The sequence below is a fragment of the Borreliella spielmanii genome, assembly GCF_014201705.1.
Taxonomy (GTDB): domain Bacteria; phylum Spirochaetota; class Spirochaetia; order Borreliales; family Borreliaceae; genus Borreliella; species Borreliella spielmanii.
Genome location: NZ_JACHFA010000001.1, coordinates 154,557 through 170,876, shown reverse-complemented (window position 1 = coordinate 170,876; position 16,320 = coordinate 154,557). Strand labels below are relative to the sequence as shown.

Below are 16,320 nucleotides of genomic sequence, written 5' to 3'. Positions count from 1 at the left end.
TTATATTAAGGCTATAGTTGTTGTTGGGGATTTATGGGTATTAGAAATATTGGGGTTATGGCTCATATTGACGCTGGCAAAACTACTACTACTGAAAGAATTATTTATTATACTGGCAAAAGTCATAAAATGGGAGATGTGGATTCTGGAAATACTATTACTGACTGGATGCCTCAAGAGCAAGAGAGGGGTATTACTATTAGTTCGGCTGCTATTACTTGTCATTGGAAAGATCACCAAATAAACATTATTGATACTCCAGGGCATGTTGATTTTACAGCAGAGGTTGAAAGATCTCTTCGAGTTCTTGATGGAGGTATTGTCATTTTTAGTGCTGTTGATGGGATTCAAGCTCAAACAGAAACTGTTTGGAAACAGGCAGAAAAATATGAAATACCACGACTTGCTTATATTAATAAGATGGATAGAATAGGTGCTAATTTTTTTAAAGTTGTGGAAGATATTGAAAATAAATTTAAAACTATTCCTTTGGTTTTGCAAATTCCAATTGGAAATGAAAGCAATTTTGAAGGAGTAGTTGATATTATTTTAAATAAAGAGCTCCATTTTGCAATGGAAAATGGAATTCCAAAATTAACTTATAGTCAAATTAGAGAAGAGTTTGTTGAAAAGGCATTTCTTTTTAAGAAAAAGCTAATAGACATCCTTAGCCAATTTAGTGAGGAGATTACTCAATTATTTCTTGAAGATAAAGAGATTAGTTTAGATATTATTAAGAGTGAGATTAGAAGAGGTACTATTTCTAGATTTATTATTCCTGTTTTAATGGGAACTAGTTTAAAAAATATTGGAATAGAACCTTTGATTGATTCGATTGTAGATTACTTGCCAAGTCCTTTTGAAAAAAGTTTTAGTGCTTTTTCTTTAGATACAAATAAAAAAATTTTAGTTGATCCTAATGAAAATAAAAAATTATCAGCTCTTGTTTTTAAAGTTCAATATTCAAGTGTAATTGCTGCTCATCTTTATTTTGTTAGAGTTTATTCTGGCGAAATTAATTCTAATAAAAAAATTTTCAATGCTTCAAATGGCAAGCGTGAAAAGTTTACAAAAATTTTTAGAGTTTTTTCAAATAAAAATGAACAAATAGATTTTGTGAAAACCGGTGATATTGGTGCTGTTTTAGGATTAAAGTTTTCTGTTACTGGGGATACTCTTGTTGAAGAAAATAATAATATTTTACTTGAATCTGTTATGTTTCCAGAGCCAGTTGTTTTAATGTCTGTTGAGCCCGAAAAATCATCAGATGAGGTTAGGTTAAAGGAAATTTTTGAAATAATTTCCAAAGAAGATCCTACTTTTAGCTATTCTGAGAGCAAAGAAACAGGACAATTGATTATATCTGGAATGGGTGAATTACATCTTGAGATTATTTTGACAAGAATTAAAGATGAATTTAATCTTAATGTTTATACAGGAAAACCTCAAGTAAGTTACAGAGAGAGTGCAGGTAAAATTGTAAAAGAAGTTTTTGAGTTTAATAATATTTTTGCTGGCAAAAATATTAATTTTAAAATTGGAATGACCATTAAACCTTTGTCACGAGGTGAAGGAAATAAAATAGATTTTGGATGTGGTATTGACTCTACAATTAAGTCTGCAATATTTAAAGGAATTACAACTACATTTGTAAGTGGAGTTTTTGGGTATCCTATTATTGATATTAATGTTAGTATTTTTTCTATTGTTTGTGAGACTAGTAAGATTAGCGTGAGTGCTTTTGAATCAATTTCAGGATTTGCTTTTCATAGCATTTTTCAAAAATCGGATCCTATTAAGCTTGAACCAATAATGTTATTGGAAATTAGAACGCCTATTGAGCATACAGGAGAAATTATTTCTACATTAAATATTATAGGGGGAGTTATTCATTTAGTTAGTAATATTGGGGAGTATGATTTGATAAAGTCAGAGGCGGCTTTTGAAAAACTTTTTGGGTATGCTTCTATTTTAAGAAGTTCTACTAAAGGTAGGGGTAGTTTTACGATGGAATTTTCTTATTTTAAGGAAAAAGCAAGTTAAAGTTATTAGTTTTTAAGACAAAATTGTTTTTTTGTGTTTATTATTTTTTAAATCTAATTAATTTTTATTGCTGAGTTTTTAAGTAAAAATGATTTTATTCTTTTTTTTATTAAGCCTTAAATTTTTGATAGTTTATTATGAATGTGATATTATGATGTAAAATATTTTTTAGCCTTATAAAGGCATGTTTGTCTTTTAAGAATAAATAAAATATTATATTGGTTTTTTTGATATGATATTTTATAATATTTTTTTATTTTAAAAATAAAGGAGGTGTATTATGCAAGGTGAAAATATGGTTTCAATTAGAGGTGGAAATAGAAGAAAAATTCTTCTTAGTTTGAAAAATATGCAATATTCAAGAACAGACTTAGCTCGTAAGTTAACCTTAACAAATGCTGCAGTTACTATTTTGACCAATCAAATGATAAAAGAAAATCTTTTGATCGAAGTTGGTTCTAGAGTGTCTAATGTTAAAAAACACGGACGAAAAGAAATACTTCTTGATATTAATAAAGATTATGCTTATTCAATGGGAGTTATTATTTCTAGCAATTATTTTCAAATAGGTATTGCTAATCTTAAATGCGAAGTTTTAATAAGCGAGACTCATTCTTTTGAACCCCCAGTTAGTGCTTATGATATTTTAGAAAAAATAAAAGATCATATGATAGAAATTATTTGGAAACATAATTTCTCAAGAGATAAGTTTATTGGATTAGGTTTTAGTATAACAGGTTTAATAAAAGATAAAGAATCAGGCATTGTTAACGACAGTTATGGGGCATGGATTGAAAAAGATGTTCCTGTTAAGAGAATACTTGAGGAATATTTTTCACTTACAGTTTATCTTGAAAGTTATGTTAAGAATTTATCTCTTGCTGAATTTATGGGTAAGAATGTGGATAATATTATGTTTTTTGACTACACAGATACCGCGGAACTTTCGATTTGGTCAGGCGGCAATGTTTATCCTGGTTTTAATAATAAGTCGGGTATGGTTAGTCACATGATAATTGATTATGAAGGAGAAAAAAGTTGTCCGACTTGTGGTAATAAAGGCTGTGTTAATATGTTAATATCTAATTTTGCTTTGCAGAGATTGATTTCAAAAGAGTTTATGAATGGTGAGATTCCTGAACTTTATGAAAAGTATGAGGGTAGATTAAAAAAGGTTACAATATACGATATTTTTTCTCTTTATGAAAAATATAATTTTATAAATAAAATTATGGAAGATACAGTTAAATATTTGGCAATAATTATTATCAATATTCAAAGAATGCTTGATTTTGATTATTTAGTGCTCTATGGTCAAAGTTTTAAATTAAAAGCTTTTTTTGATTTGTTAAAAGAAGAGATTAAAAAGCGAAATAGAGAAAATATAGTATTAAAACTTAGTTCATTAGATACTGAAGTTTCTGTTGTTGGACCTGCTTCTAGTGTTATTTTTAATAAATTTTATTTGACAGGGGGAGATATTGATTAATATTGCCTTTTTTTGTATCTTATATTTGATAGGATTATTTTTGAGAATAAGGGTTATTTTTAATGCTTGAAAGTTTGGGATCAAATTTTAAAAGTTTTATAAACTATCTTTCTGGAAAATCTACAATAAGTGAAAAAAACATTACAGAGGCTGTTGAGATTATTAAAAATTCTTTAGTTGATGCTGATGTTAACTTAAGAGTTGTAAGACGTTTTTTAAATTCTATAATTGAAGAATCCAAGGGAGTAAAAGTTTTAAGAGGTATTGATCCTAAATCTCAGTTTATTAAAATTGTCAATGATAATCTTGTTAAATTTTTGGGAGGCAAAAATTATGAGCTTAGCTTGCATCCTGTCAATAAACAATCTTATATTCTTATGCTCGGACTTCAAGGTTCTGGTAAGACTACAACATCTGTTAAGCTTTCGTTAAGGCTTAAAAAAGAAAATAGAAAAGTGCTTCTTGTGGCTGCTGACACATTTAGGGCTGCTGCTGTAGAGCAGTTAAAAATATTAGGTAGTCAAATAGGTGTTCCAGTATTCTCACTTGAGGGGGAAAAAGATCCTATTAAGATCGTTAAAGCATCTATGAAGTTTGCCAAATCTGAGTTTTTTGATTCTGTAATAGTTGATACTAGAGGACGACTTGAAGTTGAGTCTTTGTTAGTTGAAGAGATAAAAAAAATCAAGGGGATTTTACAGCCCACGGAAACCATTTTAGTGGTAGACTCTATGATGGGTCAAGTTGCAGTAAATATTGCTAAGGAATTTAATGAGAATGTTGGACTTACTGGTGCAATATTTTCTAAGTTTGATTCAGATACTAGAGGGGGTGCTATACTATCGTTTAAAAGTATTTGTGAGGTTCCTATTAAATTTGTCGGGGTTGGAGAAAAAATTGAAGATCTTGATTCCTTTTATCCAGAAAGAATTGCTTCTAGAATTCTTGGCATGGGGGATGTTGTTAGTCTTGTAGAGAAGGTTCAAAGTGTTGTTGACAAGGAAGAAGCTGTTAGACTTGAGGAAAAAATTAATAAAGCTAGTTTTAATTTTGAAGACTATTTAAGTCAATTTAGACGCATGAAACAAATAGGAGGATTTGCCAATTTTGTAAGTTTTTTACCAGGTGTTTCAAAATCAATGTTGAATATCAATGATTTAAATGAAGAAGCTTTTAAGAAAGAAGAAGCTATTATTCTTTCTATGACTAAGAAAGAAAGAATAAACCCAGTGATTTTGAACAATCCCTCAAGAAAAAAAAGAATAGCTTTAGGAAGTGGAACAACTGTTTTTGATGTTAATAAGCTCATAAAAAAGTTTAGTCAAACAATTTTGATGATGAAAAAAATGAAAAATAAAGATTTTCAAAATAAGATTGCATCCCTTTTGGGAAAATAAGGAGGAATAAATTTGAGCGTTAGGATAAGATTGAAGAGAATGGGGGCTAAAAAAAGACCTTATTATAGGATTGTCGTTATGAATTCTGCTTCTCCTAGAGATGGTAGAGCAATTGAAGAGCTTGGTTATTATCATCCTGTTGAAAAGCAAAATCAAATAAAAATTAAGGAAGATAGAATGAAAGATTGGATAAGCAAGGGAGCAATTTTAAGTGATACAGTAAAAATGCTTTTAAATAAAAACAACTTGAATGCGAAAAGTCAGGAGGTTTAGATGAAAGAGTATGGAAATGAGATTGAACTAATAGAGTTTGTGGTAAAGTCTCTTGTAGATAAACAAGATGAAGTAAAACTAAATGTAATTGAAGGTGAAAAATCAACTATTTTAGAATTAAGAGTTTCTCAAAGCGATGTGGGTAAGATAATCGGAAGGCGGGGGCGTATTGCGCGAGCTATTAGAACTTTGCTTGGGGCTTGTGCTGCTAAAACCAATAGGCGAGTGCAATTGGAAATTTTAGATTGATTTATGTTTGTTAAAGGCGTAATATTATCGTCTTATGGAGTTAATGGATATGCTAGGATTAAAAGCATATCCAATAATTTTTGTGATTTTATTAACCTAAAGAACAATAAAGTCCTTTTAAAAAAAAGTAATGGTTTTGCTATTGAAGTTAAAGTTGTAGATGTTAATATAAAGAGTAATTCTTTATTTTTGAAGTTTGAAGGGATTAATACCCCAGAGTTAGTTAAGCCTTTGATTGGTTTTGAATTGTGGGTGGATGATTCGCTTGCATCGAGTTTAAAAGAAGGCGAATATTATTTGGGGAAATTGATTGGATATACTGTTGTTAATGATAATAGAAAGTTGGGAGAAGTTGTAGCTTTTTTTGAATATTTAAACAATGTATTTCTTGAGGTCAAAGTGGGTATTAAATTTTTTTTTATTCCCTTTTTGAGTATTTATATTGGAGATATAGATACAGGAGAAAAAACAATTGAGCTTAAGGTTTTAGATCTTTTAAAATGAAATTTACGGTTATATCACTTTTTCCAGCAATAATTAAGCCATTTTTTGAAAATTCAATAATGAAAAAAGCTATTAACAAGGGAATAGTAAGTTTTGAGCTTGTTAATGTTAGAGATTTTTCAAAAGATAAGCATAAAAGGTGCGATGATTTGCCCTACGGAGGCGGTGCCGGGATGGTATTAAGGGCTGAGCCTATGTCTTTTGCTCTTGAACATGTAAAAGCCACCAAGAAAACAACAATATTTTTAAGTCCTTCTGGCATAAAGTATACCCAAGAGTTAGCACATTCCTTGTCAAAAAGAGAAGAAATTGTTATAATTTGTGGAAGATATGAAGGAATTGATCAACGTATTATGGATTTATATGTTGATTTTGAGATTTCTATTGGAGATTATGTTTTATCTTCAGGGGAGATTGCGGCTCTTGTTTTAATAGATAGTGTATATAGATTAATAGATGGAGTAATAAATCCCAATTCTTTATTAGAAGAATCATTTGGCATTAAAAATGGTTTGCTTGAATATCCCCATTATACTAGGCCTTATGATTTTATGGGGATAAAGGTTCCAGAAGTTCTTATTTCAGGGCATCATGAGAATATAAAGAATTGGAGGCTTTTTAAAGCTATAGAAAAAACTAAAAAAAATAGATATGATTTATACCTTAAATATTTAAAGAAAATAGGAGAAGATAATGGATTTGATAAGAAAAATTGAAGCTCAGAATAAAAGAGATGAGGCTTTTGTTTTTAATGTAGGAGATACTGTAAAGGTTGTTTATAAAATTATTGAAGGTAATAATGAAAGGTTGCAGAGCTTTGAGGGAATTATTATTTCTTTGCAAAATAAGGGAATTGGCAAAACATTTTTGGTTAGAAAAATTTCTTCAGGAATAGGTGTTGAAAAAATTTTTCCAGTATATTCTCCTATTATAGAAAAAGTTGAAGTTTTAAGAAGGGGAAAGGTTAGAAGGGCTAAGCTTTATTATATGAGGAATAGAATTGGCAAGGCTGCTATGAAGATAAAGGAGCGTCTTAATATTAAAAAAGGTTGAGCATTAGTTTTTAAGTTATTTTAAATATTTTGGCAAATTGAGCTTGAGATGAATTAAATTAGATAATAATTAAAAAATATTTTTAAATGGTCCTTTGTTTTGTTAATCTTTATTTAAGATTTAGGGTTTTTACTTTTAAAAAAGTGATTTTAACAAACTTGATAGTGCATTTATTGCGATTAAGGGCATTAATTAACCATTCTGATTAATTTCAATGTATTTAGTTGGACTCTTGCTTTTAAAAAGCTTAAAAATTTAAAATTTTGTTTTTATTTTTTGTAGGATAAATATTTATTTTCATTAAGGAGAGTTGATTTTGAAATATACTCAAAGTAAGTTTAAGAGTAGTAATTTTCAGAAATTTAATAAGCGTTTTTATGGTTTTAAAAATAAAAGATTAAATTCTGAGAGCAAAAGTCAAAATGTTGCCCCGTTAAACAGTTTTGATAATAGATCGACTGGTTTTAATGCAGATAAACAAAATATTTTTAAAGGTAAATCTAGAAGAAAAAATATAAAGTTTAAAACAAGAATAAATCTTAATATTGCTTGCGCTATTTGCGAAAAAAAAATAAATGATCTTGTTTTTAGTATGTCTTTAAAAGTTGAAAATGAAGATAAACCTGTTCATTTTGATTGTGCTATCAACAAATTAACAGTTGAAAATAATCTTTCAAGTAATGAAAAATTAGTTTATAAGGGTGTTGGTAAATTTGTTATTGTGGATACATCCTCTAGGGGAGAATATTTATATTTCAAAATTATTAAAGAAATTGAATTTGAAAATTTAGAAGAACAACCAATATGGCGAAAAAAAATTCTTAAAGATATTAATAGGGGGTTTAGGCTTTCTTGATATGAAGGTGGCAGTTTTTCCTGGATCTTTTGATCCGATTACCTGGGGGCATATTGATTTAATTAAAAGATCATTGGCTATTTTTGACAAAGTTGTTGTTTTGGTAGCTAAAAACAAATCAAAAAAATATTTACTAAGCGATATTGAGAGGTTTAGTCTTACAAAAGATGTTATTTCTTCTTTAAATTTTTTAAATGTATTTGTAGATAGTTATAGTGGTTTTATTGTTGATTATGCATTAGTTAATTCTATTAAATTTATTGTTAGGGGAATTAGGGCTTTTAATGATTTTGATATAGAGTTTGAGAGATATCTTGTTAATAATAAGTTAAATTTTAAAATTGATACTATATTTTTGCCAAGTAGTGCAGAACATTTATACATAAGGTCAGATTTTGTAAAGGAATTGATGGGGAAAAAGGATGTTGATCTTTCTCATTTTGTTCCAGAATTGGTTTTCAATAGATTGAAATCTAAGTTTATTGACAAATGACTTGGTTAATATATATATTATTAAGATAATTTAATGTAGTTTAAAAGTAGTAGGAGAAAGTAATGGCTGTTCCAAAATTTAAGCCTTCAAAATCTAGGAGTAGAACAAGGCGTAGTATAAATATGAGGAAGAAAATTCCACAATTTCAAGAATGTTCTAATTGTGGCAATCTTGTAGTGAGACACAGAATTTGTTTAAAATGTGGATATTATAGAAACAACCAATATCTAGAAATAAGTTTGTAGTTTGTAGCAAGGAAGGTATATTCATGGATAATGATGAAATTTTTAGCAAGGTTAGATCTATTATATCTGAGCAGCTTGATAAAAAAGAAGATGAAATTACTATAGACTCTAGATTTGTTGAGGATCTTAATGCAGATAGTCTTGATATTTATGAGCTTTTGTATTTACTTGAAGAGGCTTTTAATGATAAGATCCCAGAGAACGAAGCCAATGAATTTGAGACAGTGGGAGATGTTGTTAATTTTATTAAAAAGAGAAAAGGTTGATGAAAAAAAATTCTTCCGATTTTTGTTTTAGTAGTGAAAGAAAAGCTCAATTGAGTGAATTTTTGGAAAATTTGAGTATTGATTTTAATAATTTTGATTTATTAAATACAGCATTGAGCCATTCGTCGTATTCTAATGAGTTGGATCAAAAATCTGGCAATAATGAGAGATTAGAATTTTTGGGAGATTCTGTGCTTAATTTAATTATCACAGATCATCTATATAAAACTTATCCAAATAAAAGTGAAGGGGAGCTTAGCAAGGCTAGGTCTTATATTGTTAGTGAAGATTCCCTATCTAGCATTGCTAGAGAGATTGATCTTGGTTCTTATATTTTGCTTGGCAGAGGAGAGGAGAGTAATGATGGTCGAAATAAAAAAGGCATTCTTGCAGATGCTATTGAAGCTTTTGTAGGCGCGATTTATCTTGATAGTGGGTTTTCAATAGCAACAGAATTTGTGGTTGGACTTTTTGACATGTATATAAGATTAATGTTTAATAGGGGAGATTTTAAAGATTATAAGAGTTTGTTGCAGGAATATGTTCAAAAGAAATATAAAATCTCGCCAAGTTATAAGCTAGACAAAGAAATAGGTCCAGATCATGATAAAGTTTTTTGTGTTGAGCTTTACGTTGGAGAAAAGTTTATATCAAACGGAAAAGGCAAATCTAAAAAAGAGGCCGAAATGAGGGCAGCTGAAGTAGCTTTAAAAGCTATGGAAGATATTAACCTTTAAGATTTTTATTTTTTTTATAAGGCAATTTTTAGTATTAAGCTTAGGGTTTTCAATTACATAATTTAGCAATAAATTTAAAATTTTACCTATATTTTTATTTTCTATTTGTACTAGATTTTGTACATCTTTCCCGTTTATTTTTAAGTCTTTTAAAGAGAGGGGGCTTTTTAGCAATTTTTTTCTTTTTATGTTTTTTATTATAAATAAATATTTTTTCTTTTTCCCTTTGAGTGCCTTGTATATATCAATTATTTCTTTATAATGTTCTCTTGTGCTTTTGCTAAGCAAGTATCTAATATCACTTAATTTTTTGACATTAAAAATATTGTTATCATCGATTATGCTTCTATAAAATAAAATTAACTTAATTTCTTTATTTGAGAATTTAAGTAAAGTTAAGCTTTCTTCTAGTTCTTTTATAGGTTTTTTAATTGTCAATATAGTAATTGCCTTTAGATAAAATTTGTTTTTGTTAAGTAGAGCAGTTTTTTTTATTAATTTTGTTTTTATTTCTAGATTAAAAAAATTCTTAAAAAAATCAACTTTTTTAAGATAATAAATTCCTTTTTGTATATTTGTTCCTTCTAGTAATTTGTGAAATTCATTTTTTATTCTTTCCTTTGAAATCATTAAAATATTTTCTTTTTTGTATTTCATTGAGATTAAAGTATTTTTTTCAATATTAAAATTAAGTGTGGATGAGAATCTTGCTGCTCTTAGTATTCTTAGGGCATCTTCTTCAAACCTTTTATTTGGATTTCCTATGCATCTTATTATTTTCTTATTAAGATCTTTTTTCCCATCATAGCAATCTATTATGTTAAAGTTGAAAATATCCATTGCAATTGCATTGATTGTGAAGTCTCTTCTTTTAAGATCTTTAATTAAATTTTTAGTATACTCTACTTGTTTAGGTGCTCTTTTTTTTTCATATTCTTTTTCTATTCTATATGTAGTGATTTCAAAGATTTTTTTATTAAAAATAATACCAATTGTACCGTGCTTTATTCCTGTTTTAATGTTATTTGGAAATAATTTTATTATTTCTTCAGGAGTTGCATTTGTTGCAAAATCAAAATCGCAAGGTTGTTTATTAAGTAGTAAGTCTCTTAAAGCGCCTCCAACTAAATAAAATTCGTAGTTATTTTTTTTAAAAATTTTACCAATTTTAGTTATATTTTGATTATCCTTTCCTAGGTTCATATAAAATTATATTATATTATATTGTAAATATTTTTTTCTAAAATTGATTTACAATTTTAATTTATTTGAAGTATGTTGTAAGTAATGCTTTTATTTTTTTAAATGGTTTTATTGGGGTTTTATGAGTGCTAATAACAATAATGTATACAACGCTATAGGGCAGCTTTCAAAAGAGACTAAAAATAGGTTGATGAATGATATAAGAAAGAGCTTGGGTTTAAAATCTTCTGAGTTTGTTTTGCCTAATTGTAGTAGCGAGCCTGATGTTGATTCTCAACTTGAAAAATTCCTTTCAGGGCGTTTAATGGAAGAATCATTTCTTATGAGAATGTGGTTAACTATTTTAAATTTTTTTCAGAAGGATAAAAGTAAAGAAGATATTTATAAATCTTATGTTATAAAAAACATAGAAAATCAAATTAATGAAATGTGCAAACATCCAGTAATAGATTTTAAAAAAGAATGTTTGTATTTTGGTTTTGTAGAAATGTTTTTTAGTGTTTGCCGATATTCAATGGAATTGAAAGAATTTTTTAAGAAATTAGAAAAAGGTGGCATTGTTGTTGAGCAAACTATTTTAGAACTTATTCAAAATAAAGTTCTTCATTCTAAGAAAAATTTGGAAGATTTTTTGGATGAGGATGAATATGAGCTTTTTTTGAAAAAAGAAAAGACCCAAAACGATTTAGAGGAATCTCTTAAAGTTAAGATAAATGAGTATATTAATTCTATTTCATTTAATACTTACAAAACTGTTTCTGATATGTTTGAGTTTTATTATGTTTTTAATAGTTTGGCGTTTTTCCCTTACAAATCTTTTTTTTCATTTTTCAATGTAGATTTTTTAGATGATGTTGAAAATATTAGCATTGTTGACCTTGACCTTGAAGTTGGATTTGGAGTCAGCTTTTCGAGTGTTAGTAAGTATTTGAATTATTTTTTTGACATTTTGTATACATTAAAAGATATTGAGATAGATGTGGATATTGTTAAAAGTATTATATCAAATTATTTTTTAATATCTGATGATATTAGTAATTCAGAAATAATTTCAAGAGAAGATCATTTGTCTCGAGTGGAATATGTATTGAAAAATGTTTTATCGGTTGTATCTAAGATTGTTGGTTTGTCTAGAACTTTGCCTTACTTGGATGTTTTTAGGGTGTATTGCAAAAATCCAGTTGCATCTCCTAAAAAATATGTACCATTTTTTGATGTGAAAAATTTTTATGAGAGCATTTTATTTTTAAATGTTATGGGTCAGGCTGTTAAAAGACATGATAGTTCTTTAAAAGTTCTTGTAGTTAAAGAAATAAAAAGACTTGTTAGAGATCCTGGTGTAATTTTAAATTTAAAGGGTGAGATTTTTAACGAATTAAATCTTGGTCATTATAGTTTTAAAAAGTTATATTTTCTTAATTATTTTTTTAAAAACATCTATGATATTAGAATGATGGAAGTTTTAAGAACTATAAATAATGTCGTATTAATTAATAATCACGATTTAAGGAATATATATGTTGACATTGAAAATAATATTACTATTTTAAAAAAAGAAATTTATAATATTTACTTTGAGATTGATTATAAAAATGAAGAATTTGAAAGGCATAAAAGAGAGAGCAAAATTGATGATTCTTATAGGGAAAGGATTTTGAAGTGGTGTTTAAATGAATCGGTTTCTATTGATAAGATTTCAAATAGATTTGTAGATTATTTTATTGAGCTTAAAAAGAGATGTTTAGCCCTTTTAGAAAATCAAAATGTTTTTATTCGAAAATCTTTAACAGTTTCTTACAAGTCAATGGCAAATGAAAATAAAAAAATTACATTAGCTGATGTTATTGGTAATCTTTTAGAAATTATCAATCAAGCGCTTTTCATAATAAAAAATTTATAAATTTCATGCAAGTTTTTAAAGTAAAAAATCTAAAACGTTTTTCAAATTTTATTAGAATCTTGGTTATTGTATTATTTTTAAATTCTTTATTGAGTTTATTCGTTTTTTTGGCCGGTTCTTACAATATTTTTGTTTACAATTTTCAGAAATTTTATCTTAATCTTACTATTATTTTAAGTTCTGTTTCTTTTGGGCTTGAATCTACTAGGCTGATATTTTTTTATTTATTGAGAAATAAGAAAATTAATTATTATTCAATTTTAATTTTTAGTTTTGTGATTTTTGTTTGTGCTCTTGTTTTTAAAATTTTTCTTTCTGGCAACAAATAGATTGATAAAAAGGCAGCATTAATTATTTGCCATTATTCTATTGACTAATGAATTTTATTTTTATAAACTAACTATTAGTTTGTTATTTGCCGACTTAGCTCAGCTGGCCAGAGCAGCGGTCTTGTAAACCGCAGGTCGTCGGTTCGACTCCGACAGTCGGCTTTTTAGGGGCGGTACCGAAGTGGTTAACCGGGGCAGACTGTAAATCTGTTGGCTTTGCCTACGTGGGTTCGAATCCCACCCTCCCCAGTTTATTGAAATTATGAGCTATTGCCTTTTTAATAATTTTTTGATAGTGATCTTTTGAATGTGTTATATTGTTTTATTGTGGGCTTGTATTTTTTGTCTGTTTAGAAAAGTTCTTATTGGTTATAAAATATGATTTTAGTTATCAAATTAAAAGTTTCAATTGATAACTAAAAAGCAATTAGCAAATACTTTTGTTTGGCTAGGAGATTCGTGTGCTTATTAAAATTGGGAAAGTATTTATTCTTTTTTTCTTTTTAGTATCTATTTTGTCAATTTTTATATATTTTTTAAACTTATCTGCTTTGGCAAATGGTTTGGTTTATGAATTTGGTGTTGAGAAAGGTTGGGGAGTTAAAAAAATAGCTAAAGAATTGAAAAAGCAAAAGTTAATTAAATCCGAATTGCTTCTTGTTTTTATTTCGTATATTTTTGGTAGTGACAAACAATTTAAAGAGGGAAGATATTTAATAAACAGCGATCTTTCTACATTTGAGATATATAAAGAGTTTTTAAAGGGATCTTCTAACGTTAATATTGATGTTACAATACCTGAAGGGTATACCAGCAGAAGAATTGCTTTTAAGCTTAAAGAATTTGCTGTCATTGATGATGTTCAAGATTTTATTTTTTTGATCAACGAAAAATCTTTTATTTATGAACTTGGATTTGATTACGACTCTCTTGAAGGATTTTTATTTCCAGATACTTATAAATTTTATAAAGGTATAGAAATAAAGAATGTTGTTCGTATGTTTGTTGATAATTTTTTAAATAAGCTTAAATCTATAGGTGTTATTTTTAATGATTATTCAAGCAAGGATTTTTACAATAAAGTGATAATAGCATCTATTGTTGAGCGTGAGTATAGGGTTAAAAGTGAAGCCTCAATAATGTCTTCGGTTTTTTATAACAGAATAAAATCTGATATGGCATTACAATCTTGCGCTACTATTGAATATGTTCTTACAGAAGAGTTGGGCCGAAGCCATCCCAAAAGAATTTATTTTTCAGATTTAGAGATAAATTCTCCTTATAATACATATATTAATAAAGGTTATCCTCCTACTCCAATTTCAAATGCTGGTATTATTTCGCTACAAGCAGCTTTTTTCCCAAAAAATACGCAATATTTATTTTTTGTGGTAAATGATTCTAAGTTAGGTACACATCAATTTTCATCAGATTATTCTTCACATCTTTTAGGAGCAAAAGATTATATTAAAAATTTTATTACTAAGGATTAAGAAGTATGGAGTATTTACAAACTGCATCTTCAATTAAAACTAAATTTGATATTGTAGTTGTTGTAGAGCAATATATTAAACTTGTTAAATCGGGATCTACTTATAAAGGGCTTTGTCCTTTCCATGCTGAGAAAACCCCTTCTTTTTTTGTAAATCCTTTGCAAGGATATTTTTATTGTTTTGGATGTAAAAAGGGTGGGGATGTTATTGGATTTTTAATGGATATGGAGAAGATCAATTACAATAATGCTCTTAAGATTTTATGTGAAAAGTTTGGCATTTATTATGATGATTTAAAAATAAGTAGGGAAAGTTTAAAAAAAAATGAAAATAAAGATATAATTTTAGAAATTTATTCTCTGAATTCTAGATTAGTCAATACTATTAAATTTTTTTTAAATAAAAACAAAAAGGCTTTAGATTACATTTTAAAGAGTAGAGCAATATCTAAGGAAGTTGTTGATTTATTTGAACTTGGTTATTTACCACTTAATGTTAAAGATGGTTTAGAGCTTCACGGGTTTTTAGTTTCAAAAGGATATTCTTTTGAAATACTAAGAAAAAGTGGATTATTTTCAAAAGCAAATCCCAAGGCTTCCATTTTATCTCAAAGATTGATTTTTCCAATTAAAGATTTTAAAGGAAATGTTGTTGGTTTTGGGGGTCGAGATTTGGATGGGAAAGGTTCTAAGTATATTAATTTAAGTGAAACTGAAGTTTTTAAAAAAAAGGAGCTTCTTTATGGATTTTATGAGGGACTTGATGAGATTAAATCTACAAAGTCAATCATATTAGTAGAAGGGTATATAGATGTTCTTGCTTTTTTTACATCTGGGATTAAGAGAGCTGTATCAACTCTTGGTACTTCTTTTTCAAAAGAACACCTAGCTTTGATTCAAAGATATGCTGATGAGGTAATATTTTCTTTTGACAGTGATGATGCTGGACTTTCTGCAACTTTAAAAGCTTATCAAATTTGTTTGCCATTTAATATTAATGTTAGTGTTGTTAAAATGGATTTTGGTCGTGATCCTGCAGATGTTCTTAAAAGTGAAGGTAAGGATTTTTTGCAGGAAATTTTAAATAATAGATGCGATGCTTTTGACTATCTCTTAGATGTTTATTCTAATAAATATGATTTAAATAAGACTGTAGATTTAAATGCGATGATTAATTTATTTTTAAATTTGATTAATTTATCAAAAGTGGATACTCAGAAAAAAATTTTTTTAGACAAATTAAGCAATAAACTTGGTATTGGTGTGGCAATTTTATTAAAAGATTATTATAGGATAAAAGAAAGATTTGCAGTTGACAATAATAAAAGAAATTTGTATGCTCATAATGATGATTCTTATGAGAGGTATTTAATAGTAGCTTTGTTGAAAAATTTTAGTTATTTTGGTATAATAAGGCGCAATATTATTGATAGCGATTTAATTGATGTTAATGCCAGAAAAGTTTTTATGTGCTTTGAGGATTTATTTGAAAATAATGAAGATTTTTCATTGATGGATTTAAAAAGAAATTTAAAGGATACATATAAAGTTAGTGAAATCTTTTTTGAAGAAATTTTAAATTCTGAATTTGAAGTGGACGACGAAACGCTCATTCATGTTTTACTTGCAATCAAGAGGAGAAAATTAGATTCTCGTGTTGTGCTTTGCAAAAAAAGATATGAAGGGGATTCTTTGGTAAGTGCTAAGATTCAAATAAATGAGTTAATGTTTTTAAATATGCAGAGAAAAAATTTAAAAATCTACATAGACGATGTTCCAGGGAGTTAAGTT

Annotated in this window: 18 protein-coding genes and 2 tRNA genes; 19 read left to right on the top strand and 1 reads right to left on the bottom strand. The window is 27.7% G+C overall.

Going from position 1 to position 16,320, the window contains the following annotated elements; all coding sequences use genetic code 11:
- Positions 1 to 33: 33 nt before the first annotated feature.
- The 13 genes from fusA (at position 34) to rnc (ending at position 9,605) form a co-directional block, all read left to right on the top strand.
- Complete coding sequence (gene fusA / locus HNR35_RS00770) at positions 34 to 2,043, top strand: elongation factor G (protein WP_183223288.1); 2,010 nt, start codon at positions 34 to 36, stop codon at positions 2,041 to 2,043.
- A 280-nt stretch (positions 2,044 to 2,323) separates the two neighbouring features.
- Positions 2,324 to 3,532, top strand: coding sequence for a host adaptation transcriptional regulator BadR (gene badR, locus HNR35_RS00765; RefSeq protein WP_006433790.1), 1,209 nt, complete (start codon positions 2,324 to 2,326; stop codon positions 3,530 to 3,532).
- 62 nt (positions 3,533 to 3,594) lie between these two features.
- The gene (gene ffh / locus HNR35_RS00760) at positions 3,595 to 4,929 is read left to right on the top strand and encodes a signal recognition particle protein (protein WP_183223286.1); all 1,335 of its coding nucleotides are present in this window, start codon (positions 3,595 to 3,597) and stop codon (positions 4,927 to 4,929) included.
- A 12-nt stretch (positions 4,930 to 4,941) separates the two neighbouring features.
- Positions 4,942 to 5,202 carry a 30S ribosomal protein S16 gene (rpsP, locus tag HNR35_RS00755; protein ID WP_006433756.1) on the top strand — a complete coding sequence of 87 codons (261 nt, stop codon included), beginning with the start codon at positions 4,942 to 4,944 and terminating at the stop codon, positions 5,200 to 5,202.
- Entirely contained in the window at positions 5,203 to 5,451 is a 249-nt protein-coding gene (locus tag HNR35_RS00750) for a KH domain-containing protein (protein ID WP_004789492.1), read from the top strand.
- A gap of 3 nt (positions 5,452 to 5,454) precedes the next feature.
- Entirely contained in the window at positions 5,455 to 5,955 is a 501-nt protein-coding gene (gene rimM, locus HNR35_RS00745; protein ID WP_006433733.1) for a ribosome maturation factor RimM, read from the top strand.
- Positions 5,952 to 6,671: a tRNA (guanosine(37)-N1)-methyltransferase TrmD gene (gene trmD, locus HNR35_RS00740; protein WP_006433653.1), complete on the top strand. Its 720-nt coding sequence runs from the start codon at positions 5,952 to 5,954 to the stop codon at positions 6,669 to 6,671. The genes rimM and trmD overlap by 4 nt, the downstream gene beginning before the upstream one ends.
- On the top strand, positions 6,649 to 7,008 hold the full coding sequence (gene rplS / locus HNR35_RS00735; protein WP_006433763.1) for a 50S ribosomal protein L19: 360 nt from the start codon (positions 6,649 to 6,651) through the stop codon (positions 7,006 to 7,008). The genes trmD and rplS overlap by 23 nt, the downstream gene beginning before the upstream one ends.
- Before the next feature lie 316 nt (positions 7,009 to 7,324).
- Positions 7,325 to 7,864: a hypothetical protein gene (locus HNR35_RS00730; protein WP_183223284.1), complete on the top strand. Its 540-nt coding sequence runs from the start codon at positions 7,325 to 7,327 to the stop codon at positions 7,862 to 7,864.
- Between the two features lies 1 nt (position 7,865).
- Positions 7,866 to 8,357, top strand: a complete 492-nt coding sequence (coaD, locus tag HNR35_RS00725; RefSeq protein ID WP_006433805.1) for a pantetheine-phosphate adenylyltransferase — start codon at positions 7,866 to 7,868, stop codon at positions 8,355 to 8,357.
- 62 nt (positions 8,358 to 8,419) lie between these two features.
- Positions 8,420 to 8,602: a 50S ribosomal protein L32 gene (rpmF, locus tag HNR35_RS00720; RefSeq protein WP_011601176.1), complete on the top strand. Its 183-nt coding sequence runs from the start codon at positions 8,420 to 8,422 to the stop codon at positions 8,600 to 8,602.
- A gap of 23 nt (positions 8,603 to 8,625) precedes the next feature.
- Entirely contained in the window at positions 8,626 to 8,868 is a 243-nt protein-coding gene (acpP, locus tag HNR35_RS00715) for an acyl carrier protein (protein WP_006433795.1), read from the top strand.
- Positions 8,868 to 9,605 (top strand): ribonuclease III, encoded by a 738-nt coding sequence (rnc, locus tag HNR35_RS00710; RefSeq protein ID WP_006433783.1) that lies wholly within the window; start codon positions 8,868 to 8,870, stop codon positions 9,603 to 9,605. Before acpP ends, rnc begins: the two co-directional genes overlap by 1 nt.
- Here rnc and HNR35_RS00705 read toward each other — a convergent pair.
- Positions 9,576 to 10,808 carry a CCA tRNA nucleotidyltransferase gene (locus HNR35_RS00705; protein ID WP_183223282.1) on the bottom strand — a complete coding sequence of 411 codons (1,233 nt, stop codon included), beginning with the start codon at positions 10,806 to 10,808 and terminating at the stop codon, positions 9,576 to 9,578. The two genes, rnc and HNR35_RS00705, sit on opposite strands and share 30 nt — an antisense overlap.
- Positions 10,809 to 10,929: 121 nt before the next feature.
- On the opposite strand from HNR35_RS00705, the gene HNR35_RS00700 reads away from it, so the two are divergent.
- The 6 genes from HNR35_RS00700 (at position 10,930) to dnaG (ending at position 16,317) form a co-directional block, all read left to right on the top strand.
- On the top strand, positions 10,930 to 12,708 hold the full coding sequence (locus tag HNR35_RS00700; protein WP_006433711.1) for a hypothetical protein: 1,779 nt from the start codon (positions 10,930 to 10,932) through the stop codon (positions 12,706 to 12,708).
- Positions 12,709 to 12,713: 5 nt separating this feature from the next.
- A complete protein-coding gene (locus HNR35_RS00695) occupies positions 12,714 to 13,037 on the top strand; it encodes a hypothetical protein (protein ID WP_040353477.1) in 324 nt (107 codons plus the stop codon).
- An 88-nt stretch (positions 13,038 to 13,125) separates the two neighbouring features.
- Positions 13,126 to 13,199 (top strand) — tRNA-Thr (locus HNR35_RS00690).
- 5 nt (positions 13,200 to 13,204) lie between these two features.
- Positions 13,205 to 13,286, top strand: a tRNA-Tyr gene (locus HNR35_RS00685).
- Positions 13,287 to 13,498: 212 nt separating this feature from the next.
- On the top strand, positions 13,499 to 14,530 hold the full coding sequence (gene mltG, locus HNR35_RS00680; RefSeq protein ID WP_183223280.1) for an endolytic transglycosylase MltG: 1,032 nt from the start codon (positions 13,499 to 13,501) through the stop codon (positions 14,528 to 14,530).
- 5 nt (positions 14,531 to 14,535) lie between these two features.
- Positions 14,536 to 16,317: a DNA primase gene (dnaG, locus tag HNR35_RS00675; protein WP_183223279.1), complete on the top strand. Its 1,782-nt coding sequence runs from the start codon at positions 14,536 to 14,538 to the stop codon at positions 16,315 to 16,317.
- Positions 16,318 to 16,320: the final 3 nt, after the last annotated feature.